This is a genomic window from Novosphingobium sp. FW305-C-111 (assembly GCF_058783565.1).
This window is the reverse complement of record NZ_JBYSYP010000001.1, coordinates 390857-414066: the sequence shown is the minus strand read 5'-3', so window position 1 is coordinate 414066 and position 23210 is coordinate 390857. Positions and strand designations below refer to the sequence as shown.

General features: G+C 67.6%; 31 protein-coding genes. 21 read left to right on the top strand and 10 right to left on the bottom strand.

Annotated features, from left to right (window positions below; genetic code table 11):
* Positions 1-12: 12 nt before the first annotated feature.
* Positions 13-222, top strand: a complete 210-nt coding sequence (locus AC3WLD_RS02135) for a hypothetical protein (RefSeq protein ID WP_492555337.1) — start codon at positions 13-15, stop codon at positions 220-222.
* A gap of 4 nt (positions 223-226) precedes the next feature.
* On the opposite strand, the gene AC3WLD_RS02130 is transcribed toward AC3WLD_RS02135, so the two are convergent.
* The 4 genes from AC3WLD_RS02130 to AC3WLD_RS02115 all read right to left on the bottom strand — a co-directional run bounded on the left by AC3WLD_RS02130 (position 227) and on the right by AC3WLD_RS02115 (position 3470).
* A complete protein-coding gene (locus AC3WLD_RS02130) occupies positions 227-1255 on the bottom strand; it encodes a calcium:cation antiporter (protein WP_492555250.1) in 1029 nt (342 codons plus the stop codon).
* Between the two features lie 126 nt (positions 1256-1381).
* Positions 1382-1909, bottom strand: coding sequence for a hypothetical protein (locus tag AC3WLD_RS02125; RefSeq protein ID WP_492555249.1), 528 nt, complete (start codon positions 1907-1909; stop codon positions 1382-1384).
* A gap of 123 nt (positions 1910-2032) precedes the next feature.
* On the bottom strand, positions 2033-3055 hold the full coding sequence (gene thiS, locus AC3WLD_RS02120) for a sulfur carrier protein ThiS (RefSeq protein ID WP_492555248.1): 1023 nt from the start codon (positions 3053-3055) through the stop codon (positions 2033-2035).
* 40 nt (positions 3056-3095) lie between these two features.
* The gene (locus tag AC3WLD_RS02115; protein WP_492555247.1) at positions 3096-3470 is read right to left on the bottom strand and encodes a MerC domain-containing protein; all 375 of its coding nucleotides are present in this window, start codon (positions 3468-3470) and stop codon (positions 3096-3098) included.
* A gap of 125 nt (positions 3471-3595) precedes the next feature.
* Here AC3WLD_RS02115 and AC3WLD_RS02110 point away from each other — a divergent pair, with 125 nt between their 5' ends.
* The 6 genes from AC3WLD_RS02110 (at position 3596) to AC3WLD_RS02085 (ending at position 8149) form a co-directional block, all read left to right on the top strand.
* Entirely contained in the window at positions 3596-4678 is a 1083-nt protein-coding gene (locus AC3WLD_RS02110) for a COX15/CtaA family protein (RefSeq protein ID WP_492555246.1), read from the top strand.
* Positions 4675-5001, top strand: a complete 327-nt coding sequence (cutA, locus tag AC3WLD_RS02105) for a divalent-cation tolerance protein CutA (protein ID WP_492555245.1) — start codon at positions 4675-4677, stop codon at positions 4999-5001. Before AC3WLD_RS02110 ends, cutA begins: the two co-directional genes overlap by 4 nt.
* Positions 4998-5711 carry a hypothetical protein gene (locus AC3WLD_RS02100; RefSeq protein ID WP_492555244.1) on the top strand — a complete coding sequence of 238 codons (714 nt, stop codon included), beginning with the start codon at positions 4998-5000 and terminating at the stop codon, positions 5709-5711. The genes cutA and AC3WLD_RS02100 overlap by 4 nt, the downstream gene beginning before the upstream one ends.
* Before the next feature lie 145 nt (positions 5712-5856).
* Entirely contained in the window at positions 5857-6336 is a 480-nt protein-coding gene (gene rplM, locus AC3WLD_RS02095; protein ID WP_492555243.1) for a 50S ribosomal protein L13, read from the top strand.
* Between the two features lie 2 nt (positions 6337-6338).
* A complete protein-coding gene (rpsI, locus tag AC3WLD_RS02090; protein ID WP_492555242.1) occupies positions 6339-6878 on the top strand; it encodes a 30S ribosomal protein S9 in 540 nt (179 codons plus the stop codon).
* Positions 6879-7090: 212 nt separating this feature from the next.
* Complete coding sequence (locus AC3WLD_RS02085; protein WP_492555241.1) at positions 7091-8149, top strand: hypothetical protein; 1059 nt, start codon at positions 7091-7093, stop codon at positions 8147-8149.
* On the opposite strand, the gene AC3WLD_RS02080 is transcribed toward AC3WLD_RS02085, so the two are convergent.
* Genes AC3WLD_RS02080 through AC3WLD_RS02070 form a run of 3 tightly spaced genes read right to left on the bottom strand, consistent with a single transcriptional unit; the run spans position 8143 to position 10175 of the window.
* Positions 8143-8991 carry a metallophosphoesterase family protein gene (locus AC3WLD_RS02080; RefSeq protein WP_492555240.1) on the bottom strand — a complete coding sequence of 283 codons (849 nt, stop codon included), beginning with the start codon at positions 8989-8991 and terminating at the stop codon, positions 8143-8145. The genes AC3WLD_RS02085 and AC3WLD_RS02080 overlap by 7 nt on opposite strands.
* Before the next feature lie 31 nt (positions 8992-9022).
* A complete protein-coding gene (locus tag AC3WLD_RS02075; protein WP_492555239.1) occupies positions 9023-9862 on the bottom strand; it encodes a diacylglycerol kinase family protein in 840 nt (279 codons plus the stop codon).
* A 46-nt stretch (positions 9863-9908) separates the two neighbouring features.
* Positions 9909-10175 carry a hypothetical protein gene (locus tag AC3WLD_RS02070; protein WP_492555238.1) on the bottom strand — a complete coding sequence of 89 codons (267 nt, stop codon included), beginning with the start codon at positions 10173-10175 and terminating at the stop codon, positions 9909-9911.
* 451 nt (positions 10176-10626) lie between these two features.
* On the opposite strand from AC3WLD_RS02070, the gene AC3WLD_RS02065 reads away from it, so the two are divergent.
* Complete coding sequence (locus AC3WLD_RS02065) at positions 10627-10917, top strand: UrcA family protein (protein ID WP_492555237.1); 291 nt, start codon at positions 10627-10629, stop codon at positions 10915-10917.
* A 65-nt stretch (positions 10918-10982) separates the two neighbouring features.
* Here the strand turns inward: AC3WLD_RS02065 and AC3WLD_RS02060 are convergent, their stop codons facing one another.
* Positions 10983-11474: a winged helix-turn-helix transcriptional regulator gene (locus AC3WLD_RS02060; protein WP_492555236.1), complete on the bottom strand. Its 492-nt coding sequence runs from the start codon at positions 11472-11474 to the stop codon at positions 10983-10985.
* 214 nt (positions 11475-11688) lie between these two features.
* Here AC3WLD_RS02060 and AC3WLD_RS02055 point away from each other — a divergent pair, with 214 nt between their 5' ends.
* The 4 genes from AC3WLD_RS02055 to AC3WLD_RS02040 all read left to right on the top strand — a co-directional run bounded on the left by AC3WLD_RS02055 (position 11689) and on the right by AC3WLD_RS02040 (position 14381).
* Entirely contained in the window at positions 11689-12033 is a 345-nt protein-coding gene (locus AC3WLD_RS02055; RefSeq protein WP_492555235.1) for a DUF8200 family protein, read from the top strand.
* Positions 12034-12174: 141 nt separating this feature from the next.
* Positions 12175-12870, top strand: a complete 696-nt coding sequence (locus AC3WLD_RS02050) for a hypothetical protein (RefSeq protein ID WP_492555234.1) — start codon at positions 12175-12177, stop codon at positions 12868-12870.
* An 84-nt stretch (positions 12871-12954) separates the two neighbouring features.
* Complete coding sequence (locus AC3WLD_RS02045) at positions 12955-13935, top strand: SPFH domain-containing protein (protein WP_492555233.1); 981 nt, start codon at positions 12955-12957, stop codon at positions 13933-13935.
* Positions 13932-14381 (top strand): NfeD family protein, encoded by a 450-nt coding sequence (locus tag AC3WLD_RS02040; RefSeq protein ID WP_492555232.1) that lies wholly within the window; start codon positions 13932-13934, stop codon positions 14379-14381. The genes AC3WLD_RS02045 and AC3WLD_RS02040 overlap by 4 nt, the downstream gene beginning before the upstream one ends.
* 1 nt (position 14382) lies before the next feature.
* On the opposite strand, the gene AC3WLD_RS02035 is transcribed toward AC3WLD_RS02040, so the two are convergent.
* Complete coding sequence (locus AC3WLD_RS02035) at positions 14383-14781, bottom strand: hypothetical protein (RefSeq protein WP_492555231.1); 399 nt, start codon at positions 14779-14781, stop codon at positions 14383-14385.
* Between the two features lie 113 nt (positions 14782-14894).
* Here AC3WLD_RS02035 and msrB point away from each other — a divergent pair, with 113 nt between their 5' ends.
* Both msrB and AC3WLD_RS02025 read left to right on the top strand, forming a co-directional pair.
* Entirely contained in the window at positions 14895-15293 is a 399-nt protein-coding gene (gene msrB / locus AC3WLD_RS02030; RefSeq protein ID WP_492555230.1) for a peptide-methionine (R)-S-oxide reductase MsrB, read from the top strand.
* Between the two features lie 143 nt (positions 15294-15436).
* Positions 15437-17596: a transglycosylase domain-containing protein gene (locus AC3WLD_RS02025; protein WP_492555229.1), complete on the top strand. Its 2160-nt coding sequence runs from the start codon at positions 15437-15439 to the stop codon at positions 17594-17596.
* A 2-nt stretch (positions 17597-17598) separates the two neighbouring features.
* Here AC3WLD_RS02025 and AC3WLD_RS02020 read toward each other — a convergent pair whose 3' ends face one another.
* Complete coding sequence (locus AC3WLD_RS02020; protein ID WP_492555228.1) at positions 17599-17883, bottom strand: hypothetical protein; 285 nt, start codon at positions 17881-17883, stop codon at positions 17599-17601.
* A 125-nt stretch (positions 17884-18008) separates the two neighbouring features.
* On the opposite strand from AC3WLD_RS02020, the gene AC3WLD_RS02015 reads away from it, so the two are divergent.
* The 7 genes from AC3WLD_RS02015 (at position 18009) to dxs (ending at position 23208) form a co-directional block, all read left to right on the top strand.
* The gene (locus AC3WLD_RS02015; RefSeq protein ID WP_492555227.1) at positions 18009-18440 is read left to right on the top strand and encodes a CBS domain-containing protein; all 432 of its coding nucleotides are present in this window, start codon (positions 18009-18011) and stop codon (positions 18438-18440) included.
* A gap of 38 nt (positions 18441-18478) precedes the next feature.
* Positions 18479-18811, top strand: coding sequence for a HesB/IscA family protein (locus AC3WLD_RS02010; protein ID WP_492555226.1), 333 nt, complete (start codon positions 18479-18481; stop codon positions 18809-18811).
* Between the two features lie 99 nt (positions 18812-18910).
* Positions 18911-19687 (top strand): exodeoxyribonuclease III, encoded by a 777-nt coding sequence (xth, locus tag AC3WLD_RS02005; protein WP_492555225.1) that lies wholly within the window; start codon positions 18911-18913, stop codon positions 19685-19687.
* 199 nt (positions 19688-19886) lie between these two features.
* A complete protein-coding gene (locus AC3WLD_RS02000; protein ID WP_492555224.1) occupies positions 19887-20012 on the top strand; it encodes a hypothetical protein in 126 nt (41 codons plus the stop codon).
* On the top strand, positions 20009-20680 hold the full coding sequence (gene msrA / locus AC3WLD_RS01995; RefSeq protein WP_492555223.1) for a peptide-methionine (S)-S-oxide reductase MsrA: 672 nt from the start codon (positions 20009-20011) through the stop codon (positions 20678-20680). The genes AC3WLD_RS02000 and msrA overlap by 4 nt, the downstream gene beginning before the upstream one ends.
* Before the next feature lie 56 nt (positions 20681-20736).
* Positions 20737-21210 (top strand): Fur family transcriptional regulator, encoded by a 474-nt coding sequence (locus AC3WLD_RS01990; protein WP_492555222.1) that lies wholly within the window; start codon positions 20737-20739, stop codon positions 21208-21210.
* 75 nt (positions 21211-21285) lie between these two features.
* Positions 21286-23208, top strand: coding sequence for a 1-deoxy-D-xylulose-5-phosphate synthase (dxs, locus tag AC3WLD_RS01985; RefSeq protein ID WP_492555221.1), 1923 nt, complete (start codon positions 21286-21288; stop codon positions 23206-23208).
* The last annotated feature ends 2 nt before the right edge of the window (positions 23209-23210 follow it).

The window sequence follows — 23210 nt, the reverse complement described above, 5'->3', positions numbered from 1 at the left end:
CAGCCCGCGACCATGCTCGACCTCGAAGGCCGCGCCCCGATCATCGGCACGATCCGCGACTGCGCGATGCACTTCGCGCTCTACAAGCCGCACGCCAAGGGCAACGCCCGGGTCCTTCTGACGAAGCCGGTCCACCGCGAGGGCCGCGCGACGCGGACCTGGGTGCTCGAGCCGGATGAGATCGCCCAGCTCTCCGAACGGCTGAAGCGCGAGACGAACTAGGCCTTTACGGCACCAGCGTGATGAACAGCCAGGTGGCGAAGATCACCAGGTGGATCACGCCGTGGACCACGGTCGTCCGCCCGGTGCTCAGCGTCAGCGTGGAAACGAGCAGCGTCAGTGCGACCAGGACGATCCCCCGCATGGACAGCCCGAGTTCAAGTTCGAGGCCCAGCACCAGCGCGGTCACCGCGACCGCCGGAATGGTCAGCCCGATCGTTGCCAGGGCCGAGCCGATCGCGAGGTTGAGACTGGTCTGGACCCGGTTGAGCCGTGCGGCGCGGTAGGCGGCGAATCCTTCGGGCGCCAGCACCACGGCCGCGATGATGATCCCGACCATCGCCTGCGGAGCGCCGGCCGCGACGACGGCCGCCTCGATAGTGGGCGACAGCGCCTTGGCCAGGAGAACTACGGCGACGAGCGCCGGCAGGAGCAGCGCAGCGGCGGTCAGGGCCTTTGCCCGGCTGACAGGCTCCTCGTGGTCGCGGTCGCCCTCGCCGGGATAGAGGAATTGCTCGCGGTGGCGGATCGTCTGGGCGAAAACGAAGGTGCCGTAGAGGACCAGCGAGACCACCGCCACGAACGCTAGCTGCGCCTGGTTATAGAACGGACCGGCTTCGCTCGTCGTGAAGTTGGGGAGGATCAGCGTCAGCACTGTCAGGGTCGCCAGCATCGCCAGGCCGACGCTGACGCCCGAGCGCGTGTAACCCTGTTCGTGGTGACGCTGCCCGCCGGCGAGCAGGCACACGCCGACGATCCCGTTGATGGTAATCATGATCGCCGCGACGAGCGTGTCGCGGGCCAGCGCGCTGGTCCCTGCCGGATCGCCCAGCATCAGCGAAACGATCAGCGAGGTTTCGATCACCGTCACTGCAAACGCCAGGATCAGGGTCCCGAACGGCTCGCCGAGATAATGCGCGAGAACTTCGGCGTGGTAGACCGCCGCGACAACCACCCCGCCGAGAAGCGCGGCCAGAACGAGGGCAAGCGCGATGCCGTCCGGCTTTCCGAGCAGCAGGGCGGACAGGCCCAGCACAGGCACCAATGCTGCCCACGGCGCAACGCCGTTCAAGGTGCGGCGCAGCGACGAGTCAGTCTGGGATGGCGGCATTCAGTCGATATAGTGACGATGCGGGTGAAGCCAACCGCGCGGGCGGCTGTTTCAGGCCGCCTCTGCCTCCACCCACTCCGGGTAAAAGCTGGGTTCCCTGCTCGACCAGCCGGGCGCGGTCGCCGCGGCTTCGCTGATCGACTGGAGCAGGTGCTTGCGCCGTTCGGGGCGGATCACCGGCAGCGCGGCGGCGGCGCAGAAGGCGGCCGGCAGCCACGGGCGGGCTTCGGCCCCCAGCAGCCGCTCGTACAGGAACCGGTAGGCGGAAAAGCACCCGAGCCGTTCCTGCGCGAGGTCGAAGGCGGTGACCTTGATCAGCTTGCCGAGATAGCCGGGGATTTCGTCGAGCCCCTCGCCCGCCGGGCGGCTGGCGCGCAGGGTCTTGAGGTCCTGGTACATCACGTACTGGGTGCGGATCGAGGCGGTTTCCTCGCTATCCCGCGCCCACAGCCGGAAGGCGTCCTGCCGGCCTAGCCCGACATCAAGGCTGCGCTTGATGTAGCGCTGCTCGCACGGGGAAAAGCTGGCGAACTCGCGCAGCTCGTTGATCGTCAGCGATGCGGTACCGGTCTGCGCCATGTGCCCCACTCCTGCCGCTCGAATCCCTTTGCGGCACGGGAAAAGACACCACACGATGGTTAGCATCGCGTTAACCTGGGGGTGGTGGGCGGTGCGGGATTAAGATTCGCGCGGGGTTGCCGCTCAGATCAACCCGGCCAGCGGGCTCGACGGGTCGGCATACTTGCGGGTCGCCATGCGCCCGGCGAGATACGAATCGCGCCCTGCCTCGACCGCAAGCTTCATCGCCCGGGCCATGCGGATCGGGTCCTTGGCCTCGGCGATCGCGGTGTTCATCAGCACCCCGTCGACGCCGAGCTCCATCGCCACCGCCGCATCGCTCGCCGTGCCGACCCCGGCATCGACCAGCACCGGCACCTTGGCGCCTTCGACGATCAGGCGGATCGTCACCCGGTTCTGGATGCCGAGGCCCGAGCCGATCGGCGCGCCCAGCGGCATGACCGCAACCGCCCCGGCATCTTCCAGCTGCTTCGCCGCGATCGGATCGTCGACGCAGTAGACCATCGGCAGGAAACCCTCCTTGGCGAGCACCTCGGTGGCGCGGATGGTCTCGATCATGTTGGGATAGAGGGTGCGCGCCTCGCCCAGCACTTCCAGTTTGACGAGGTCCCAGCCCCCGGCTTCACGCGCCAGCCGCAGCGTGCGGATCGCGTCTTCGGCGGTAAAGCAGCCGGCGGTGTTGGGAAGATAGGTGACCTTCTTCGGATCGATGTAGTCCGTCAGCATCGGCGCCTTCGGGTCCGACACGTTGACCCGGCGCACCGCGACGGTGACGATCTCCGCGCCGCTCGCTTCGAGCGCGGCGGCGTTCTGGGCGAAGTCCTTGTACTTGCCGGTGCCGACGATCAGGCGCGACTTGAAGGTGCGGCCCGCGACGCTCCAGGTGTCGTTCGGGTCACGTTCGGAGCCGCCAATGTGCGGCTGCGTGTCCGCCTGCCCGCCACCCACGAAGTGCACGATCTCGAGGACGTCGCCATCGGCCAGCGCGACTTGCCCCAGCGTCGAGCGCGGCACGATCTCGCCGTTGCGTTCGACCGCGACTTTCTCCGGGTTCAGCTCGAGGCTGCGGACGAGGTCGGCGATCGAGCCGGCGGGAGCGCGGCGCGGTTCGCCGTTGACGGTGAGCGAAAGCAGGGTGCTGGACATGGCCTCGCGTCTTAGCGGGCGGGCCCGGTCATGCAAGCGGTCAGCAGCCGGCCTTGCGGATGTTGATGAAGTGGGCCAGCGCCACCAGCGCGACGCCGCCGATGGTCAGGGCCGCCTCGTAGGCGCTGTGACCGGCCCACAGGGCGAGGCCCATCAGCGACAGGCCCGCCGCACCCAGGATGAGCGGCACCCGGTGGCCGTGGCGAATCGCGCCGATGCCGATGGTCGCACCGCCGACCACCAGCGCGACCGCAAGGCCGATGCGGTGGATCGAGGGATCAAGCAGCACGCCGCCTCCAAGGCCCATCACGGTGACCACCATGATCCCGGCCAGGCAATGCACCGCGCAAAGCCCGGAAAGAAGCATGCCGACCTTGTCGAGTCGTCCGCGCAGGCTGAGGAGGGTGTCCACCATGGTCACTGCCATATATGTAATGTTGTAACATGGCGCAAGCACTGCTCGCCAGGTTAACCTTGATTCCACGGTGGCTTGAATTGGGCTTGCGAATCCGTCGCTCCGGTCGCAATGCCGCGAGGTCCATGGAAGCGGTCGCCCACGCCTCGCCGGCCCGTCTGGCCCTGCACGCCCCGGCCCCGCTGGCGCTGGCGCGCTGGCTGTTCTTCGTTGCTGCGCTGATCGTGATGATCGTGGCCGTCGGCGGGATCACCCGCCTGACCGAATCGGGGGTTTCGATCACCGAATGGAAGCCGGTGACCGGCACCCTGCCCCCGCTCAGCGAGACGCAGTGGCAGGCCGAATTCGACGCCTATCGCCAGACCCCGCAGTACCTGCAGATCAACGGTCCGGCGGGGATGACCCTCGCCAGCTACAAGTTCATCTATTTCTGGGAGTGGGTCCACCGCCTGATCGCCCGGGTCATCGGGCTCGCGTTCGCGCTGCCACTGCTGTGGTTCTGGGTGCGCGGGCAGATCCCGCAGGGATACAAGCCGCGGCTCCTGGCTCTGCTGGCGCTGGGCTCGCTGCAGGGCGCGATCGGCTGGTGGATGGTCAAGTCGGGTATCGTCAACGATGTGAAGGTCTCGCACTTCCGGCTGGCCGCGCACTTGCTGACCGCGCTGATCACCTTGGGAGGGCTGGTCTGGACCGCCCTGGATCTCAGGGCGCTGGCCCGGGGCGAGCGCCGCGCCCGGCTGACCCCGTTCGCCGCGGGTGTTCTTGCGATCCTGTTCCTCCAGCTCATGCTCGGGGCGTTCGTCGCCGGAATGCGCGCCGGCACGAGCGCAGGCGGCGGCTGGTTCAACTGGGATGCCTGGCCGCTGATGCAGGGCCGCTTCTATCCCGCCGGGGTCGATTGGGCGCTGGGTGCGGTCCATGCGCTGACGAGCGATCCGTTCCTCGTCCACTTCCTTCATCGCTGGTGGGCATGGGCGGTCGTTGCCGTCCTGATCGTACTGGCGCGGCTGATCCGCCAGTCCGACCGCCGGGCCTCGATCGCGATCCACTCGGCGTTCGGCTTCCAGATCCTGCTCGGGATCGCCACGGTGTGGAGCGGGGTGTCGCTGTGGATCGCGGTGCTGCACCAGCTGGTCGGGGCGCTGCTGGTCATCGCGGCCGTGTGGGGTGCGCACAGCCTGGGACTGCTGCGAGGCGCGAGGGCATGACCGGCCCCGGACCGGACGCCGCGCTGATCTGGTGTCCGTTCGGGGATGAGGACAGCGCCGCGAATGTCGCCGGCCAGTTGCTCGACGAGGGACTGATCGCCTGCGCGAACATCATCCCGGCCGTTCGCTCACTTTATACCTGGAACGGCGAGCGCGGGGAGGGCGGCGAAGTCGGGGTGCTGTTCAAGACCCATCCCTCGCGCCTTCCTGCCGCGATCGCCCGCATCGAGGTTCTGCACCCGTACGACTCCCCGGCGGTGACCGGATGGACTTGCGAGGCCGGGACCGCGACCGCGGCATGGCTCGCCGGAATGGCCCGATGAACCGCCGCTTCGTCGCCGCGCTGTTGATCGGGATTCCCGGCACCCTTGCGCCTGCTACCCATGCCGCCGCGCAGGAATCGGCGACATTCGCGCCGCCGCTCGACCGCCCTTTGATCCTGCGCCGCGAGCTGACCCGCAACCTTTTCGACGGGAACCGGATCGTGGTGACCCGCAGCTGGCGGATCACGATTACCCGTGAGGCCGGGGGCTACCGGGTCGCCGGAGAGCAGGTCGCGAGCCGCGTCGATGCGCCGCCCGCGCTCGCCTCCCTCGCAGCGATGGAGCGCGATCGTGAGGAACCTTTGCTGTTCCCGTTGCAGCTCGACGAGGCCGGCCGGCTGATCGACGATGCCGCCGGCTACGGCGGAGAACGGGCGGCGTTCGAACGGGCCGCTGCGCTTGTCGAAGGCAAAGTGGCGCATGGTCTGGACGGAGCGGACGCCGAACGCTTCCTCGCCCAGCTTTCCGCGATGGCGCGGGGGCCGATCGCCAGTCACTGGCCAAGCCTGCTGTTCGTACCGGGCGATTCCGAGACGCTGTCGCGCGAATTCGTCCTGCCTGGCGGTGGGGCAGGGCGCGTTTCCAGCGAGGTCGAGCGCGTCGGCGGCGGCCCGGGCGGACTTCCGGCGACGGTCGAGCGCCGGATCGTGACCGACATCGCGGGCAACGAGAACGCCACGACCGAACGCTGGACCTTCGCCTTCGAATGACCCTGTTGGCGGGACGGTATTATTTTACCTCTCCGCAAACCCGCACAATCCTTGACTTCCGGAGCGCTTTCCGCGAATGGCCCGCCTTCCCCGCGGTGAGGCGATTCCGTCTTGCCCGGTCCACAAGCCAGGGAATTCGTCAGCCATGAAGGCTCTCAGCAAGGTCACCCGGTCGATCAAGCCGGCCGAGGTGGAAAAGAAGTGGCATCTGATCGATGCCGAAGGCCTGGTGGTCGGCCGTCTCGCCGTCATCATCGCCAACCGCCTGCGCGGCAAGCACAAGCCGAGCTTCACCCCGCACGTCGACTGCGGCGACCATGTCGTCGTGATCAACGCGGACAAGGTCAAGTTCACGGGCAACAAGCTCAAGGACAAGACCTACTACAAGCACACCGGTTATGCCGGCGGCATCAAGGCGGTCACCGCGGACAAGGTCCTCGACGGCCGCTTCCCTGAGCGCGTGCTGGAAAAGGCGGTCGAACGCATGATCCCGCGTGGTCCTCTGGGCCGTGCGCAGATGCGCGCGCTGCACCTCTATTCGGGCGCCGAGCACCCGCATGCGGGCAACCAGCCCGAAGCGCTCGACGTCGCTTCGCTCAACCGCAAGAACAAGGTGGGTGCTTGATCATGGCCGATACCGATACCGTTTCGAGCCTGGCGGATCTTGGCAACCTGACCGCCGCCGCTCCGGCCGCAGCCGCTCCGGCCGCTGCTGCCACTGACGCCCCGGTCCAGCCGGCTGCGCCTTCGGCTCCTCTGCGTGCCCAGGAAATCGACGCCCAGGGCCGGGCCTATGCCACCGGCCGCCGCAAGGACGCGGTCGCCCGCGTTTGGATCAAGCCCGGTTCGGGCAAGGTCATCGTCAACGGGCGCGACCAGGAAGTCTATTTCGCGCGTCCGACCCTGCGCCTCGTGATCGACCAGCCGTTCCAGGTTGCCGACCGCGCCGGCCAGTACGACGTGGTCGCGACCGTCAAGGGCGGCGGGCTTTCGGGCCAGGCCGGCGCCGTCAAGCACGGCATCGCGCAGGCGCTGTCGAAGTTCGAGCCCGCGCTGCGCAGCGCGGTCAAGGCCGCCGGGTTCCTGACCCGCGACCCTCGCGTCGTCGAGCGCAAGAAGTATGGCCGGGCCAAGGCTCGCCGCAGCTTCCAGTTCTCGAAGCGCTAAGCGCCTCGGACACTGCCGCTATCAGGAAAAGGGGTCGGCTCGCCGGCCCCTTTTTTCGCATGTGGCTACCTGGCGGCTTGCCAAGGCGGGAGCCGGGCGACAGTCTTGGTCGAGGGACGATCGGAGGGGCGGCGTTGAGGAGAACGGCAGGCAAGCGGTGGCCCGCGCTGGCGTTCTTCGCGATTTGCGGCGCAGTCCTCGCGGGCATCATAATGGCCGGCTGGCGCGAGACGTGGAGCCTGTTCGGATTCCGGCCGCTCGTCCCGGTATTCGCCGATCTCCGCACCGTGCAGGCTGGACTGGTCGCCGCGGCACAGGGCATCGACCCGCAGCTCAGCAATCCGGCAGACCCTTGGGGCCGGACGATGAACTATCCTGCGATCTGGCTGAAGATCGCCGAAGTCCTGAACTGGCGGAGCGAGACGGCCTATCTGGTGTCGATCGCCGCACTGGCCGCAGCATGGCTGGCCTGCTGCCTCGACCTACTGCGCCGCTATCCCTCGTGGTGGCTGCTGGCGGTGATCGCATCGGGTGCGGGGGCCATGCTGGTCGAGCGCGGCAACAATGACATGGCGGTGTTCGTCCTGCTGTACGGAGCCGCGCTGATGGCGGGTCGGTGGCCCGCTGCACTGCTGGTGCCGGCCGCCACGCTACTGAAGGTCTATCCGGTAGTCGCCTTGGTCGCCCAAGTGCGCTCGCGGCGCGCGCTGATCGCGGCGAGCGTGCTCTCGGGCGCCATGCTCGTGTTCCTCTCGCCGCAACTCGCCGCGATCAGGGCGGGAACTCCGGCGACGCTTGCCAACAGCTATGGCGCGGCGACGGCTGCGGCGGTGCTGGCGCAGCATGGGCTGATGCTTGCGCCGCTGGCGCTGGCGGCGGCAACAGTCGCGGCTGGCCTCGCGCTTTCGGTTCTTGCGCCGCCGCTATTTCGGGGCGGGTCAGGACGAACCGAGCAGGCCTTGTCGCTTACGGGAAGCGCGATTTTCCTCGCGACCTTCGTCGCGGGGGCGAACTTCGACTACCGGCTCGCCTGCCTTTCGTTCAGCGTTCCCGCGGTGATACGGCTTGCGAACCCGGTGACGCGTCTGGTCCTGTGTGGGGCACTGGTCCTCGCGGTCAACCAGCCCTGGATCGTACTGGCGATGGGGCAAGGCGGGCTGTTCCTCAACACCCTGGCCAAGCTGACGCTGGTGGCGCTGCTACCCCCGCTCGCGCTGGATGCGCTGCGATCCGACGTGCCCTCGCTGCGGAGCGGCCGCCCGGGTCAGTGAACCGGTGGATCGACAGCGGGCACCATTCCGACCGGCGCAACCGGTTCCTCTGGCCGGCGCGGAGGCAGGGCGTTCTCTGGGACGGCTTCGATCTGCATGGCCGAAGTCGGGACCTTCTCGAGATTGCGGACGCGGACTTCGATCCGGTCGCCGAGGATGCGCAGTTCGTTGAAGCTCGGTGGGGTCGACCGTACCCGGCGCGACAGCGTCCCCGCGCCGATCATGCGCAGCCCGCCGGACGGAGTATCGGCGGCGATGTCGAATGCGTCGTGGACGTGGCCGGTCAGGATCGCCAGTACGCCGCGCCGCGCCAGTTCCTTCATCGCCCGGTTGCCATTGATAGTGAGCCGCTTGCCCTTCGGGTCGCGCTCGGTCAACGGGTGGTGCGCGGTCACGATGGCGCGGGTGCCGCGCGGCAGGGCATCGAGCGCGGCAAGCGTCGACGCCAGCGCCTTGTCGGTCACCCAGCCGTTCGACCACGGAAAGCGCCACTGCGCGCGCGTGGTGGTCTTTAGCGGCACGATGGCGAGGCCGGGGAGGTCGATCTCGCGCTCGACCAGCGCTTCGATCGAACGGAACCGGCGATAAGGATCGATGAATCGCTCGGCGAGGTTGAAGTACGGCATGTCGTGGTTGCCGACCTCGACCGTCACCGGCGGACCCAGATCGGAGATCCACTTGCACGCGGCGCGAAACTCGCGGTGACGGGCGCGCATGGTGAGGTCGCCGGTGACCGCGATCGCATCGGGTTTTTCGGTCGCAACGCAATGCTCGACCCAGGCGAGCGCCGCGGTGTCTTCCAGCCCGAAGTGAATGTCCGAAAGGTGGAAGATCCGCTGCATCGGATGAGCCATAACGCCTATCCGGTGCCGCTCAATCCGCCGAGCCGAGAAAATTGACGGGGCACGGTGCAATCTCGAACCGTTCTTCGGTCGAACCGGTGGCGCGTTCACCGTCGAGCATCAGCTCGATCGGCGCGTCGGAGCGGCAGGTGACAGCCTTGTGCTCGCCGAGTTCGTCGTGCGGGCCGGTGCGAAAGTCGCGGCGCAGGATCGCGACGCCTTGGCGGGCGTAGTCGCCAACGTTGTCGGCGCCATAGCCATCGACCTTTATCGCGTCGTTTGCCGGGGAGAGCCGCACCGCCGGATAACCCTCGGCCTTGCCCAGCCGGGGCTCGCTCACTGCCACCGTCGGACCATTGGCGCTCTGGCGAATGGCTTCCGTCAGTGTCTGCGCGACCCCGGCGACGTCCCCGTCGCGCATGGTTTCGCGCACGTCCGACCAGGTCGCGCCGGGTCCCGTCACGATTTCGCAGAGAGCTTCGCCGTGCGCCGAGCAGATCATGTCGAGCGAGCGCGGGACGAGCTGTCCGCCAGCCAGGGCGGCGACGATCTCTTCCGCGCTGCGGTCGCCATGCAGGCGCTTGGCGAGGAGGTTCTGGGTGCCGCCGGGCAGGATCAGGACCTGCCCGCTCCAGTCGTGCAGGCGCGCGACTTGCGCATTGGCGGTTCCATCGCCCGTAAATGTGACGATCAGTTCCACGTCCTCCCGATCGAGGTCGGCGGGGGACGGCAGTTCGTCATCAGGCAGCCGCACGATCCGTGCAGGGCCGCAGCCGACACCACCGAGCGTATCCGCCAGCCCCGAAACGGCCTCGTCGTCGTTGCTGCCGCTGGCGGCATTCACCACCAGCCAGGTTTTTTGGGCGTTCATGCCGCGGTTAAACCCCCAGCATCGCTGCGGTTCCCTCGGCGTGCCGTCAGACTCGCCCGCTGAGGATCAGCCATGCCGCCGCGAGGTTGAGCAGAGAGTAGCCGAAATACGCGCCCGTCACCCAGCCCGCCCCCTGATTGGCCAGCAGCATCGCAGCGAGCAGGACGACGAACTCCACCATCAGACTGAAGCGTCCGGAGAGCTGGTGATAGTACCACGGCATCTGCCCGAGAAGCGGATGGCCGCTGTCGAGGACCGCCTTGTGCAAGGTGAAGTTGCCGATACCGAGCAAGAAGGTGAGGACGAGGAACATGGCGGTATCATGATACGCCTCACGAACGCGTTCGCCAGCAATTCCTGCGGCGAATCATCGCTCTGAGCCCGCGAGCGGTCGCGCTTGCCCCAACACATGTCGTTCGCCGGGTGCGGTTTGCGCTTTGTCGGCAGGCGATGCGCCCGGTCGGCGCGCAGCGGATTCCCGTCGAGCCGGGCGCGCCTTGAGCCCCGGCGGCGGGTAGCAAAAGGATGTGCCCGGCGACCCGCCCCCGGTTCCGGGCACAAGTCCTGACACTCCGCGGGGGTACACGTGAACGAAGAGGCGACGACCATGACCCGAACCCTGACCCACCGGTCCGTCGCAGCGCCCGGGCAGCACCCCGCCTGACGCGAAAACTGGCCCGGGACGATCCCCAGTCCCTTCGTTCCGGGCCGCCTTCTTCGCTCGAACCTCCGCCCTTCGGGGCGACACCAGAAGGAACCTTGCCATGATCCGTCCGATTCTCGCCGCCGCTTCCGCCTTCGGCCTCGTCCTTGCCGCGCAGGGCCATGCCGCCACCCAGATCACGGTCGATCATTCCGACCTCGACCTCTCGACCAGCGCCGGACAGGCCGAACTCGACAAGCGCATCGACAAGGCCGCCAAGAAGGCCTGCACCGTCGTCGCGCCGACCGGGACGATGATGAAGAAGCTCGATCGCGATTGCTACGAAGCCGCGGTCGGCTCGGTCCGCCAGAACGTCGCCCTTGCCCAGCGCGGGCCGGTCTCGGGCCGCTGAGCGCCCGCCGCTGACAGAGGAGCCCGCCGGTTCTCCGGCGGGCTTCGCGTGTCCCGTTAAAACGCTCAGACTGCCGCGATTCGCCTGTCGGCTGCCGGCTCTCCGATCTCCGAGGTGTCGCGCCAGGTCAGGTCCTGCGGTGTAAGCAAGCGGCCATCGTGGGCATGAAGCGCGATCGGCTGGATCGGCCGGCCGTCCCGCTCGTCGCAGAGCACCGGATTCGACGGCACGCCGAGCGCCCATTTCTCACCCCACTGGCGCAGGGCGATCATCGTCGGCAGCAGGTCGAAGCCCTTCTCGGTCAGGCGGTATTCGATGCGTCGGCGGTCGTCGCAGCAGTGTTCTCGCTTGAGAATGCCCGCCTCGACCAGTCGTGACAGCCGGTTCGACAGGATGTTGCGGGCGATGCCGAGGACGTCGAGGAAATCCTCGAAGTGGCGGATCCCGTTGAACGCGGCGCGCAGGATCATGAACGACCAGCGCTCTCCCATCGCCTCCAGCGCCACCGGAAGACCGCATTGGCCGATGTTGTCGAGCGGTTCGCGCAGCTTGCCCATCGGCACTCCTCAATCCAGTTCGAGCGACAATACCGCAGGCTGGCCCGCGGTGCAAAAATTTTCAGTTGCTAGTTGCAACTAGAAACCTATTCGATTAGGTAGCGATTCGCAACGGAAATGCGCATCCTCTCCAAGCCAACCGCGCCTTCCCTTTGCAAGATCAGGTCCGCGCCGGCGTCTGCGCCGCGACGGGCCCATGAAAAGGGGAAACACCATGACTGCCATCCGCACCCATTCGCTCCGCAACGCGGTCTTCGCCGGCGCGGCCCTGCTCGGCACGGCGCTGAGCTTCGGGGCCACCACGCAGCCGGCTTTCGCCGCCTCGCAGCAGACCTACTACACCGCTTCGCTCGCCGCCCCGGTCGCGGCCCAGCAGGTGATCATCCGCGGCGTCCTGTGGAAGTGCGAAGGCTCGACCTGCACCGCCGCCCGTGATGTCTCGCGCGACGTCAATGTCTGCGCCCGCCTGGCGAAGAAGGTCGGCGCGGTCGCCACCTTCGCCACGCCGAAGGGCGCCATCACCGCGGAAGACCTGACCCGGTGCAACGCTGCCGGATAAGGTCCTGACCAGCTCCAGCGCGTGTCCCCCAGCCCCCTGCCGGACACGCATCTCCTGACGGGCCGCCGCGGGTTCCAATCCCCCCGCAGCGGCCCGCTTTTTTCATTGGAGCGACAGGCGCGGTGCCGCATAAGGCGCACCATGCGCCTGATTGCCCTTGCTTCCGCCCTCGCCATGACCCTCTCCGGCGTCGTGTCCGCTGCCGATAGTCCCGCTCCCGACCTCTCGCTGGTAACCCCCGAGCACATGGCAATGCTGGAATGCGCAACGGTCTTCGCGGTCGTTGCCTATGGCCAGGCCGAAGGCGACGATGCCGCGCTGCGCTATCCGCCGCTGGGCGAGCGCGGGAAGGAATACTTCGTTCTTGCCAGCACCCGGGTGATGGATGAGGCGAAGCTCTCGAAAGAGGCCGTTTCCGGCCTGCTCGCCGCAGACGCCGCCGCGCTTCAGGAAAAGACCAAGGTCAGCGATCCGGATGCGGTGGTCGCCGCGGCGATGGCGCCGTGCCTGCCAAAGCTCGATGCCGCCGTCGCTCCGCTTAAGACGCCCGATCTGCTCCAGTGCAGCGCGATTCTCCAGGTCGCCTACGAAGAGGTCCATTCGCGCGAGGGCCTCTCGCCGACCGCGCAAGACCTTGCCACGCTCGCCTCGGTGCTGCGCTCGCGCGAGCACGAGGCGCTGATCGCCAAGGGTGCCAGCGGGGACGAGGCCGACCGCACGATTGCCGAGGCGCACGATGCGCTGCTCGCCGATGCCTTCGCCGGCGGCGGGGCCGGCAAATACGACATCAGCCACTGCTACGATCTCGCCAAGCCGGATCCGAAGTCGCATTACTGACCGGGAATGGGCGCTGTGCCCGATTCCACTTGGAACCGCGCCGCAACCGGCTAATCTCCCCTTCGCAATCAATGGGGGAATGTCATGGGCGGGCTGCTGCTTCTGATCGTCATTCTGGTGGTGGTCTACCTGATCACCGGCGTGCGTGTGGTGCGCCAGGGTTATGTCTACACCATCGAGCGGCTGGGCAAGTTCACCCTTGCGGCCACGCCGGGGCTGCACTTCATCGTGCCGTTCGTCGACCGGGTCGGCCACAAGGTCAACATGATGGAGCAGGTGCTCGACATCCCGGGGCAGGAGATCATTACCCGCGACAATGCCATGGTCGGCGTCGACGCGATCGTGTTCTTCCAGGTGCTCGACGCCGGCAAGGCTGCGTACGAAGTGTCGAACCTGTTCGTCGCGATCATGCAGCTTACCACCACCAACCTGCGCACGGTGATGGGCTCGATGGATCTCGACGAAACCCTGTCGAAGCGCGACGAGATCAACGCGCGGCTTCTCTCGGTGGTCGACCATGCGACCTCGCCGTGGGGCCTCAAGATCACCCGCGTCGAAATCAAGGACATCCGTCCGCCGGCCGACATTTCCAATGCGATGGCCCGGCAGATGAAGGCCGAGCGCGAGAAGCGCGCCCAGATCCTCGAGGCCGAGGGCCTGCGCGCCGCCGAGATCCTCCGGGCAGAGGGCGAAAAGCAGGGCGCGATCCTCTCCGCCGAGGGCCGCAAGGAAGCCGCCTTTCGCGACGCGGAGGCGCGCGAACGTTCGGCCGAGGCCGAGGCCAAGGCGACGCAGGTCGTCTCCGAGGCGATCGCCACATCGGGTACCCAGGCGCTCAACTACTTCATCGCCCAGAAATATACCGAGGCGGTCGGCAAGTTCGCGACCTCGCCCAACGCCAAGACCATCCTGTTCCCGGTCGAGGCGACCCAGCTGATCGGCTCGCTCGGCGGGATCGGCGAACTGGTGAAGGACGCGGTCGGTGGATCACCCAGGCCGGCGGCCCCGGCCCCGGCCCCGCGCGCGCCGCGGCCAACCGTCCCGCCGGTGGGTCCGTCGCAATGATCGAGTGGATCGAGTCGCTCGCCCCGCAATGGGGATGGATGGCGCTCGGGCTGGCGCTGGCCATCGCGGAGCTCGTCGCGCCGGGCTATTTCATGATCTGGCTGGCGGCGGCGGCATTCCTCACGGGCGTGCTGACCGTGGCCCTGCCGATTGCGCTCCCGATCCAGGTGCTGGCATTCGCTGCGCTTTCGGCCGTGGCGGTGGTGCTTGGCCGGCGCTGGCTGATCCGCAACCCGATCGAGTCCGCCGATCCCATGCTCAATGACCGCGGTGGTCAGCTGGTCGGCCAGAGCGTGGTGGTGACGCACGCGATCGACGGCGGCTCAGGCCGGGTCCGCGTGGGCGACAGCGAGTGGCTGGCGCGCGGGCCGGATGCTCAGCCGGGCACGCGGATGCGGGTATCAGGGCACGACGGCGTCGTGCTGATCGTCGAGCACCTGAACTAGATCAGAGGGGCCGGTGCCCGAACGAAGGCGGGCGGACCGGCTGGGGCGGAACGGCGTCTTCGTCCTCGGACCCCGCCTTGTTTGCCATGTAGCGGGCAAACGCCGCATCCGGATCGAACTCGCCGGCGCGGCCCGAGACCGGGCGGTTGCCGAACGCGCCTGCGACATCGGAAACCCCGTCCGGCGGGCTCCCGGCGATCGCACGGAAAGCGAGCAGTGCGCCGCGCACGAACGCGGCGATCGCGAGCAGGTTCACCGCGAGCGCCAGCAGGTGGTAGGTGGTCCGGGCAGTGCCCATCGGCTCGAGATCGCCCTCGATACCGATCCGTTTCGCCGCGAGGTAAAGCACGAAGCCCGCGGCGATCCACGGCAGGGAGTTGTTGCTGCGCTGTCCGGCCATTGACGAATCCTTTCGCCGCGATCCGTACACTCACGGTGCTAAGAACCGGTGAACGCCTTGCGGGCGGGAAGCGCGCTATCCATATCCCAGATGACCCATGAAGGAGCCTACGGATGGCCGACAAGATCAAGCTGACCGACGAGGAATGGCGCGAGAAGCTCACCCCCGAACAGTACCATGTCCTTCGCCAGGCCGGGACCGAACGGGCCTTCACCGGCAAGTACGACAAGAACTATGCCGACGGCGAGTACACCTGCGCCGGCTGCGGCCAGCCGTTGTTCACCAACGAGAGCAAGTTCAACTCGGGCTGCGGTTGGCCGAGCTTTTCCGCGCCGGCCGAGGCGGATGCGGTCGAGGAATTCCGCGACACCAGCCACGGCATGGTCCGCACCGAGGTCCGGTGTGCCAAGTGCGAAGGGCATCTCGGCCACGTGTTCCCGGATGGCCCCGGGCCAACGGGCCTGCGCTATTGCATGAACAGCGCGGCGCTCGATTTCACGCCCAAGACTTAGGCCGCCGGCCGTTCGCCGGAGCCTGCGCGCCGTCCGTCGAAACTCCCCATTAACCCTGCGTTATATTTGTCCTATGCAATGGCGCGACGAATGACCCGTCCGGCTCTCGCCGGCGGGGTCCAGAGGGGACTGACGAAGACTGCATGGCCAGAACGGACATCCCGCGCCGCCGCTCCGAACCGGAGGGCCGCGGTCCTCGCAGCAAGCCGCCGGCAACCGGCTGGCGCAAGTGGCTGCGCCGGCTCGTGGTGTGGGGGGGCAGCGTCGCCCTGCTTGGCATCATCGCGCTCGTCGTCGCAGTCGCGCTGACCGCGCGCTCACTTCCCAGCTACGACAAGCTCAAGTCGAGCCAGGCCGGGCAGACCATCGTCGTGCGCGCCGCCGACGGCAGCGAGATCATCACCCTGGGCCCCAGCTATGGCCAGTGGCTGCCGATCGCGCAGATCCCCGCGCCGATGAAGAACGCGATGGTTTCGGTCGAAGACCGCCGCTTCCGCGATCACTGGGGCGTCGATCCGATCGGCATCGCCCGCTCGTTCTGGGTGCGGGTCGAGAGCGGCCGCTTCCGCCAGGGCGGCTCGACCATCACCCAGCAGCTGGCCCGCAACATCTTCCTCAACAACTCGAAGACCTTCGACCGCAAGATCCGCGAGGCGATCCTCGCGCTGGCGCTCGAACAGAAGTTCTCGAAGGACCAGATCCTCGAGCTCTATCTCAACAAGGTCTATTTCGGCGGCGGCGCCTATGGCGTCGATTCCGCCAGCCGCAAGTTCTTCGGCCATCCCGGGACCGAGCTGAACCTCGCCGAATCCGCGATCATCGCCGGGCTGGTCAAGGCGCCCTCGCGCTACTCGCCGACCGCCGACGCGAAGGCCGCCGTCGACCGCGGCACTGTCGTGCTCGAGGTGATGCAGGCCAACGGCACGATCAGCGCGAGCGAGGCAGCGGGCATCGACCTCAAGGCGGTCAAGCTGGCCGATGAGCAGACCCACGATTCGGCTCGCTACTTCACCGACTGGGCGCTGCCCCAGCTCGACGTGATCCTGCCCGACAACGACCAGCCGATCGAGGTCTGGACCACGCTCGACATGGGCATGCAGCGCGCGGCGACTGCTGCGGTTCAGGCCAACGTGCCCAAGGGGGCGCAAGGTGCACTCGTCAGCCTCGATCGCGACGGCGCGGTCCTGGCGATGGTCGGCGGGACCGACTACGCCACCTCGAACTACAACCGCGCGACCAACGCCGTGCGCCAGCCGGGCTCGGCCTGGAAGCTGTTCGTCTATCTCGCCGCGCTCGAGAATGGCTATACCCCGCAGGACAGGGTGGTCGACCAGCCGGTGACGATCGACGGGTGGAGCCCGCGCAATTCGAATGGCAGCTATGCCGGCGAAATCGACGTGCGCACGGCGTTCGCCTACTCGAAGAACACCGTGGCTGCGCAGCTCGGGCAGGAGGTCGGCTTCGGCGCGGTCGCCAACATGGCGCGGCGATTCGGGATCACCACCCCGGTCGCCACCAACCCGGCGATGGTGCTCGGCACCTCCAACGTTCGCGTGATCGACATGGTGCGCGCCTTCGCGGCGGTCGAGGCCAAGGGCCAGGCCGTGACGCCTTACGGCATCCGCAAGATCACCACGACCGACGGGCAGGTGCTCTACCAGCACCGCACCGAAGGCGGGCAGCAGCTCGTTCCGCCGTATGTCGCGGCGGGGATCACCGATCTGCTCCAGTCGGCGGTTGCCACCGGCACCGGCCGCGCGGCGCAGATCGGCCGACCGGTCGCGGGCAAGACCGGCACGACCACGTCCAACAAGGACGGCTGGTTCCTCGGCTTCTCGAGCGGGATCACGACCGGCGTATGGATGGGCCGCGATGATGCCAAGGCCGTCGGCGGTCTTCAGGGCGGGACCGCTCCGGCCCGCGCTTTCGCCAGCTACATGCGCTTCGCCACCGCGCGTCGTCCGGTCGAGAAATTCGACACCGACCTCAAGCTTCCCGAATGGCAGCTCGAGCCAGACGAGGAGTACATGGGCCAGCCCGGCGACTATTCCTATGTCGACGAGAACGGCAACCTGATCGATCCGGGGAAGATGGACGAACAGCAGCCTGCGCCCAACGACGACCGCCCGGTTCCGGTCGAACCGGACGAGGGTGTGCCGGCGGCGGCGGGCGATGACTTTCTCAACCAGGCGACCGGACGCGGGCAGGCGGGCACCCCGCGGCCCAGGCCGACTTCCTCGACCGCGCCGCGCACAGGCCCGACCCCGCGTCCCGGCAGCCAGCCGCCACCACTGCCGCAGTAGGTTCAGTCGTCGTCGAGCGGGTCCTCGATCGACTGGTCGTGCCCGGTCCCGCTGGAGAGGAAGACCAGCGCCATCAGAGCCGATCCCAGCATCATCGTGAACCACACGCCCAGCGCCGTCGCGATGTAGAAGTGGATCGAGAGGAATCCGAACGAAACGTACATGAACCCGCACACGGCCAGCGCGACCAGCGCCGAGACCGCGGCCATGACCTTCATCAGCCGGCGATAGCGGGCCCAGGCATATGCGGCGTTGCGGGGGTCGTCGAGCGGGGAAGGGCGCGTCATGGGCGCAGCCCATGCGCTTCGTCGCGGGGGCTGGCAACCGCTTTCGCAGAGGGGCATTTCATGTCACACTTGGCCCGTCCGGAGCCTGCGCCAGACAGGTCGGACGCGTGCAAGAGGAGGCCCAGATGACGATAGGCAGGATTACAGCGGACCGGGGCGGCGAGGTCTGGACGATCTCGGCCGATCGCACCGTTGCCGAGGCCGTCGCCCTGCTCGCCGAAAAGCGCATCGGCGCGCTGCCGGTGTCGGACGGCGAGGGCGGGGTCGCCGGGATCTTCTCCGAGCGCGACGTGCTCTATTGTCTCAACGTGCATGGTGCGGGCGCGCTGTCGCTGAAAGTCAGCGACGCAATGACCGCGCCGGTCATCTCCGTCGACCCCGGCACTCCGGTGCTCGAAGCGCTCTCGCTGATGACCCGCCGCCGCATCCGGCACCTGCCGGTGGTGGAAGGAGGCCGGATGGTCGCGTTCGTGTCGATCGGCGACCTCGTCAAGCACCGGCTCGACAGCGTCCAGGCCGAGGCCGAGGCCATGCTCGCCTATATCCAGACCGCCTGAGGCTTGAGAGCAGGGGGCGGAGCGCCTATCTTCTAATCATGAGCCAACCGACCATCACCCTCGCCCCCAGCGCCGCCGCCCGCGTTGCCGCCATCGCGGCCAAGCAAGGCAAGCCGGCCGCGCTGCGCCTAGCGGTCGAAGGCGGGGGCTGTTCCGGCTTCCAGTACAAGTTCGAGCTCGCCGGGGAGCCTGAGGGCGACGACACCGTGGCCGAAACCGACGGGGTGATGCTGCTGGTCGACCCGGTCAGTCTGGACCTCGTGTCGGGATGCACGGTGGAATTCGTCGAATCGCTGGGCGGCGCGGCGTTCCGGGTGAGCAATCCCAATGCCACTGCCGGCTGCGGCTGCGGATCGAGCTTCGCGGTCTGAATTTCACTTCGTCATTGCGGGACGCGCAGCGACGAAGCAATCCATCGCCATGCGGCAGCAACCGGATTGCTTCGCTGCGCACGCAATGACGGACTCGCCATGATCAAGGTCGCCAGCTTCAACATCAACGGGATCAAGGCGCGCCTGCCGCGGCTGCTCGAATGGCTGGAGGAGACGCGGCCTTCCGTCGCCTGCCTGCAGGAGATCAAGACCCAGGACGAAGGCTTCCCCGCCGCCGAGTTCGAAAAGATTGGTTATCATGCGATCTGGCACGGCCAGAAAGGCTTCAACGGCGTGGCGATCCTCGCCGACGGGGTCCAGCCGGTCGAGGCCCACCGCGGCCTTCCCGGCGATCCCGAGGACGAGCATTCCCGTTACCTTGAGGCCGACGTGTTCGGCATCCGGGTGGTGTGCATCTATCTGCCCAACGGCAACCCGCAGCCGGGGCCGAAGTTCGACTACAAGCTTCGCTGGATGGAGCGGCTGCGCCAGCGGATGGCCGAAATCTCGGCGCAGGAAATCCCGGCGCTGGTGATCGGCGACTACAACGTGATTCCCGAGGACAAGGATACGTTCTCGGTCCGGGCGATGGCCAGCGACGCGCTCATGCAGCCCGAATCGCGCGACGGCTATCGCCGTCTGCTCAACGACGGGTGGACCGACGCGATCGATACATTGAACCCGCGCGGCGGTGTGTGGACCTTCTGGGACTACCAGGCCGGTGCATGGCAGCGCGACCACGGCTTCCGCATCGACCACGCGCTGCTCTCGCCCGAACTGGCCGACCGGCTGGTCGCGGCCGGCGTCGACAAGGAATACCGCGGGCGCGAGAAGGCGAGCGACCATGCACCGGTGTGGGTGCAATTGCGCGACTGAGCGACATGGCCCCTCTTTCGTCATTGCGAGGAGCGCAGCGACGAAGCAATCCAACCTTGCGCCTTGGATTGCCGCGGCCTTCGGCCTCGCAATGACGAATCTAGTGGTTGGCGGCAGAACCTGTGGCCTTGTTCACAGCGTCGCAACAATCGCCGGGGCAAAGGCGGGTGCAGATAGACCAGTCTTGCGAGTCGCCACGATGGCCCTGTTCAAGTCCGACCTCTTCCGCTCTTTCATGATCGGCTTCCTCCTCGGCAGCGCCGGGATCGCCGCCGCGATCGGCGCCGATGCCCGCACCGAGATCGTAATGAAGCTCCTCGGATGAAGCGCGGTCTCCCCGCCCTGATCGGCGCGGCGCTGCTGGCCGTAGCCTGCCAGCAGAGCGCGCATGCAGAAGGGCTGCTGACCCCGGCGCCCGAAGTCCAGGCGCGCGAGAGCGGCGGGCTCAAGACCGCAGTGTTCGCCGGCGGCTGCTTCTGGGGCGTCGAGGCGGTGTTCAGCCACGTCAAGGGCGTGACCAGCGTCGTTTCCGGCTTCCACGGCGGCAGCGCCGCCACCGCGCACTACGACCGCGTGAGCGACGGCAACACCGGCCATGCCGAGGCGGTGCGGGTGACCTACGATCCCTCGAAGGTCCGCTACGACCAGCTGCTCCAGGTGTTCTTCTCGGTCGCGACCGATCCGACCCAGCTCAACCGCCAGGGACCGGACACCGGCACCCAGTACCGCAATGCGCTGGTGCCGCTGAACCGCGAGCAGAGCCGGGTCGCGGCAGGCTATCTCGCGCAGCTCAAGGTCATGGACCCGTGGCATCGGCCCATCGTGACCGCGGTCGAAAGTTACGGCCGCTTCTACCCGGCCGAGGATTACCACCAGGACTTTGCCCAGAAGAACCCCAACCACGGCTATATCCAGCGCTGGGACAAGCCCAAGGTCGAGGCGCTCAAGCGGCTGTTCCCGGGCCTGTGGAAGAGCGGCTTCACCACCGGCTGAGCCACCGGCTGAGCCACCGGTTTGCCTAAGTGGTCGGGGGCCCTTATCTAGACCCCATGGCTGGGCATAATCATCACCACTTCCACGGCGAGCAGCTGGTCGATGCGGCGCGGCACGCGCTGGTCGGAAGTGGCGAACAGTGGACCGAGATGCGCGCCGACGTGTTCGAGGCGCTGGTCGGGCATGACCGCCCGGCCTCGGCCTACGACATTGCCGAGAGCGTCGGCACGCGCCGGGGGAAGCGGGTCGCGGCGAACTCGGTCTACAGGATTCTCGACCTGTTCGTGCGGACCAACCTCGCCCGCCGGGTGGAGAGCGCCAACGCTTATCTTGCCAACAGCCATCCCGGCTGCCGGCACGACTGCATCTTCCTGATCTGCGACCTGTGCGGCAAGGCCGTCCACATTGACGACGACCGCCTGACCGGCGCGCTTCGCGGTGCCGCGCAGGAAGCCGGGTTTGCCGAGGTTCGGCCGGTGGTCGAGATCCGCGGTCACTGCGGCGATTGCGCAGGCGCCGATTTGACCTGAGCCCCGCCGCCCGGCTGCTATCGATTCCCGACCAAGGTATTCGACAGCACGCCCCGGCGCGTGTAAGGCAAGCCCATGTCCGCCAATCCGGTCACCCCGCTGCTCGACACGGTCGATACCCCCGCCGATCTCCGCAAGCTCCAACCCAGCCAGCTGCGCCAGCTGGCGGACGAACTGCGTGCAGAGATGATCTCTGCCGTTGGCCAGACCGGGGGGCACCTCGGTTCGGGGCTCGGGGTGGTCGAGCTGACCACGGCGATCCACTATGTCTTCGACACGCCGGTGGACAAGCTGGTGTGGGACGTCGGCCATCAGGCCTACCCGCACAAGATCCTCACCGGGCGGCGGAGTCGCATCCGCACCCTGCGCCAGGGTGGCGGCCTCTCGGGCTTCACCAAGCGCAGCGAGAGCCAGTACGATCCGTTCGGCGCGGCCCATTCCAGTACTTCGATCTCCGCCGCGCTCGGCTTTGCCATCGCCAACAAGCTGGCGGACCGCCCCGGCAAGGGCATCGCGGTGATCGGCGACGGGGCGATGAGCGCGGGCATGGCCTACGAGGCGATGAACAACGCCCGCGACGCCGGCAACCGGCTTGTCGTGATCCTCAACGACAACGACATGTCGATCGCGCCGCCGGTCGGCGGGCTCTCCGCGTACCTTGCCCGGCTGGTCTCGTCGCGCCCGTTCCTCGGCATCCGCGACATTGCCCGGCGGATCTCGCGCAGGCTGCCCGAACCGCTCCACCGCGCCGCCAAGAAGACCGACGAGTTCGCCCGCGGCATGGCGATGGGCGGCACGCTGTTCGAGGAACTGGGGTTCTATTACGTCGGCCCGATCGACGGCCACAACCTCGACCAGCTGATCCCGGTGCTGGAGAACGTCCGCGATGCGGCGGAAGGGCCGTGCCTGATCCATGTCGTGACCCAGAAGGGCAAGGGCTACGGCCCGGCCGAGGCGGCGGCAGACAAGTATCACGGCGTGCAGAAGTTCGACGTGGTCACCGGCGAGCAGGTCAAGGCGCCGGCCAAGGCGCCCGCCTACCAGAACGTCTTCGGCGAGACACTGGCGAAGCTGGCCGATACGGATCCGACGATCTGCGCGATCACCGCGGCGATGCCCTCGGGCACCGGGGTCGACCGGTTCGCGAAGGCGCACCCGGACCGCAGCTTCGACGTCGGCATTGCCGAACAGCACGCGGTGACTTTCGCCGCGGGACTTGCCGCTGAAGGGATGCGCCCGTTCTGCGCGATCTATTCGACCTTCCTCCAGCGCGCCTACGACCAGGTAGTCCACGACGTCGCGATCCAGAACCTGCCGGTGCGCTTCGCCATCGACCGCGCCGGGCTGGTCGGTGCGGACGGGGCGACCCATGCCGGCTCGTTCGACATCACCTATCTGGCGAGCCTGCCGAACATGGTGGTCATGGCCGCCGCGGACGAGGCGGAGCTGGTCCACATGACTTACACCGCCGCGCTGCACGACAGCGGGCCGATCGCCTTCCGCTACCCGCGCGGCAACGGCACCGGCGTACCCCTGCCGGAGGTGCCCGAGCAGCTCGAGATCGGCAAGGGCCGCATCGTCCGCCACGGCAGCAAGGTTGCGATCCTCTCGCTCGGCACGCGGCTGGTCGAGGCGCTGAAGGCGGCCGACCAGCTCGAGGCCAAGGGGCTGTCGACCACGGTCGCCGACCTGCGCTTCGCCAAGCCGATCGACAGCGACCTGATCCGCCAGCTGATGGCGACGCACGAGGTCGTGGTGACGGTCGAGGAAGGCTCGATCGGCGGGCTCGGCGCGCATGTCTTGACGATGGCGAGCGACGAGGGGCTGACTGACGCCGGCCTCAAGATACGCACGATGCGCCTGCCCGACGCGTTCCAGGATCATGACAACCCTGACAAGCAATACGACGCCGCCGGCCTCAACGCGCCGCAGATCGTCGAAACGGTGCTGAAGGCGCTGCGCCACAACAGCGCAGGGGTCAGCGAGGCGCGGGCTTAACC

Excerpts from the sequence above, each read along its gene's own strand:
- AC3WLD_RS02135 (WP_492555337.1), top strand. The coding sequence starts at position 13 with ATGCTCGACCTCGAAGGCCGCGCCCCGATCATCGGCACGATCCGCGAC.
- AC3WLD_RS02125 (WP_492555249.1), bottom strand. The coding sequence starts at position 1,909 with ATGGCGCAGACCGGTACCGCATCGCTGACGATCAACGAGCTGCGCGAG.
- thiS (WP_492555248.1), bottom strand. The coding sequence starts at position 3,055 with ATGTCCAGCACCCTGCTTTCGCTCACCGTCAACGGCGAACCGCGCCGC.
- AC3WLD_RS02115 (WP_492555247.1), bottom strand. The coding sequence starts at position 3,470 with ATGGTGGACACCCTCCTCAGCCTGCGCGGACGACTCGACAAGGTCGGC.
- AC3WLD_RS02110 (WP_492555246.1), top strand. The coding sequence starts at position 3,596 with ATGGAAGCGGTCGCCCACGCCTCGCCGGCCCGTCTGGCCCTGCACGCC.
- cutA (WP_492555245.1), top strand. The coding sequence starts at position 4,675 with ATGACCGGCCCCGGACCGGACGCCGCGCTGATCTGGTGTCCGTTCGGG.
- AC3WLD_RS02100 (WP_492555244.1), top strand. The coding sequence starts at position 4,998 with ATGAACCGCCGCTTCGTCGCCGCGCTGTTGATCGGGATTCCCGGCACC.
- rplM (WP_492555243.1), top strand. The coding sequence starts at position 5,857 with ATGAAGGCTCTCAGCAAGGTCACCCGGTCGATCAAGCCGGCCGAGGTG.
- rpsI (WP_492555242.1), top strand. The coding sequence starts at position 6,339 with ATGGCCGATACCGATACCGTTTCGAGCCTGGCGGATCTTGGCAACCTG.
- AC3WLD_RS02085 (WP_492555241.1), top strand. The coding sequence starts at position 7,091 with ATGGCCGGCTGGCGCGAGACGTGGAGCCTGTTCGGATTCCGGCCGCTC.
- AC3WLD_RS02080 (WP_492555240.1), bottom strand. The coding sequence starts at position 8,991 with ATGCAGCGGATCTTCCACCTTTCGGACATTCACTTCGGGCTGGAAGAC.
- AC3WLD_RS02075 (WP_492555239.1), bottom strand. The coding sequence starts at position 9,862 with ATGAACGCCCAAAAAACCTGGCTGGTGGTGAATGCCGCCAGCGGCAGC.
- AC3WLD_RS02070 (WP_492555238.1), bottom strand. The coding sequence starts at position 10,175 with ATGTTCCTCGTCCTCACCTTCTTGCTCGGTATCGGCAACTTCACCTTG.
- AC3WLD_RS02065 (WP_492555237.1), top strand. The coding sequence starts at position 10,627 with ATGATCCGTCCGATTCTCGCCGCCGCTTCCGCCTTCGGCCTCGTCCTT.
- AC3WLD_RS02060 (WP_492555236.1), bottom strand. The coding sequence starts at position 11,474 with ATGGGCAAGCTGCGCGAACCGCTCGACAACATCGGCCAATGCGGTCTT.
- AC3WLD_RS02055 (WP_492555235.1), top strand. The coding sequence starts at position 11,689 with ATGACTGCCATCCGCACCCATTCGCTCCGCAACGCGGTCTTCGCCGGC.
- AC3WLD_RS02050 (WP_492555234.1), top strand. The coding sequence starts at position 12,175 with ATGCGCCTGATTGCCCTTGCTTCCGCCCTCGCCATGACCCTCTCCGGC.
- AC3WLD_RS02045 (WP_492555233.1), top strand. The coding sequence starts at position 12,955 with ATGGGCGGGCTGCTGCTTCTGATCGTCATTCTGGTGGTGGTCTACCTG.
- AC3WLD_RS02040 (WP_492555232.1), top strand. The coding sequence starts at position 13,932 with ATGATCGAGTGGATCGAGTCGCTCGCCCCGCAATGGGGATGGATGGCG.
- AC3WLD_RS02035 (WP_492555231.1), bottom strand. The coding sequence starts at position 14,781 with ATGGCCGGACAGCGCAGCAACAACTCCCTGCCGTGGATCGCCGCGGGC.
- msrB (WP_492555230.1), top strand. The coding sequence starts at position 14,895 with ATGGCCGACAAGATCAAGCTGACCGACGAGGAATGGCGCGAGAAGCTC.
- AC3WLD_RS02025 (WP_492555229.1), top strand. The coding sequence starts at position 15,437 with ATGGCCAGAACGGACATCCCGCGCCGCCGCTCCGAACCGGAGGGCCGC.
- AC3WLD_RS02020 (WP_492555228.1), bottom strand. The coding sequence starts at position 17,883 with ATGACGCGCCCTTCCCCGCTCGACGACCCCCGCAACGCCGCATATGCC.
- AC3WLD_RS02015 (WP_492555227.1), top strand. The coding sequence starts at position 18,009 with ATGACGATAGGCAGGATTACAGCGGACCGGGGCGGCGAGGTCTGGACG.
- AC3WLD_RS02010 (WP_492555226.1), top strand. The coding sequence starts at position 18,479 with ATGAGCCAACCGACCATCACCCTCGCCCCCAGCGCCGCCGCCCGCGTT.
- xth (WP_492555225.1), top strand. The coding sequence starts at position 18,911 with ATGATCAAGGTCGCCAGCTTCAACATCAACGGGATCAAGGCGCGCCTG.
- AC3WLD_RS02000 (WP_492555224.1), top strand. The coding sequence starts at position 19,887 with ATGGCCCTGTTCAAGTCCGACCTCTTCCGCTCTTTCATGATCGGCTTC.
- msrA (WP_492555223.1), top strand. The coding sequence starts at position 20,009 with ATGAAGCGCGGTCTCCCCGCCCTGATCGGCGCGGCGCTGCTGGCCGTA.
- AC3WLD_RS01990 (WP_492555222.1), top strand. The coding sequence starts at position 20,737 with ATGGCTGGGCATAATCATCACCACTTCCACGGCGAGCAGCTGGTCGAT.
- dxs (WP_492555221.1), top strand. The coding sequence starts at position 21,286 with ATGTCCGCCAATCCGGTCACCCCGCTGCTCGACACGGTCGATACCCCC.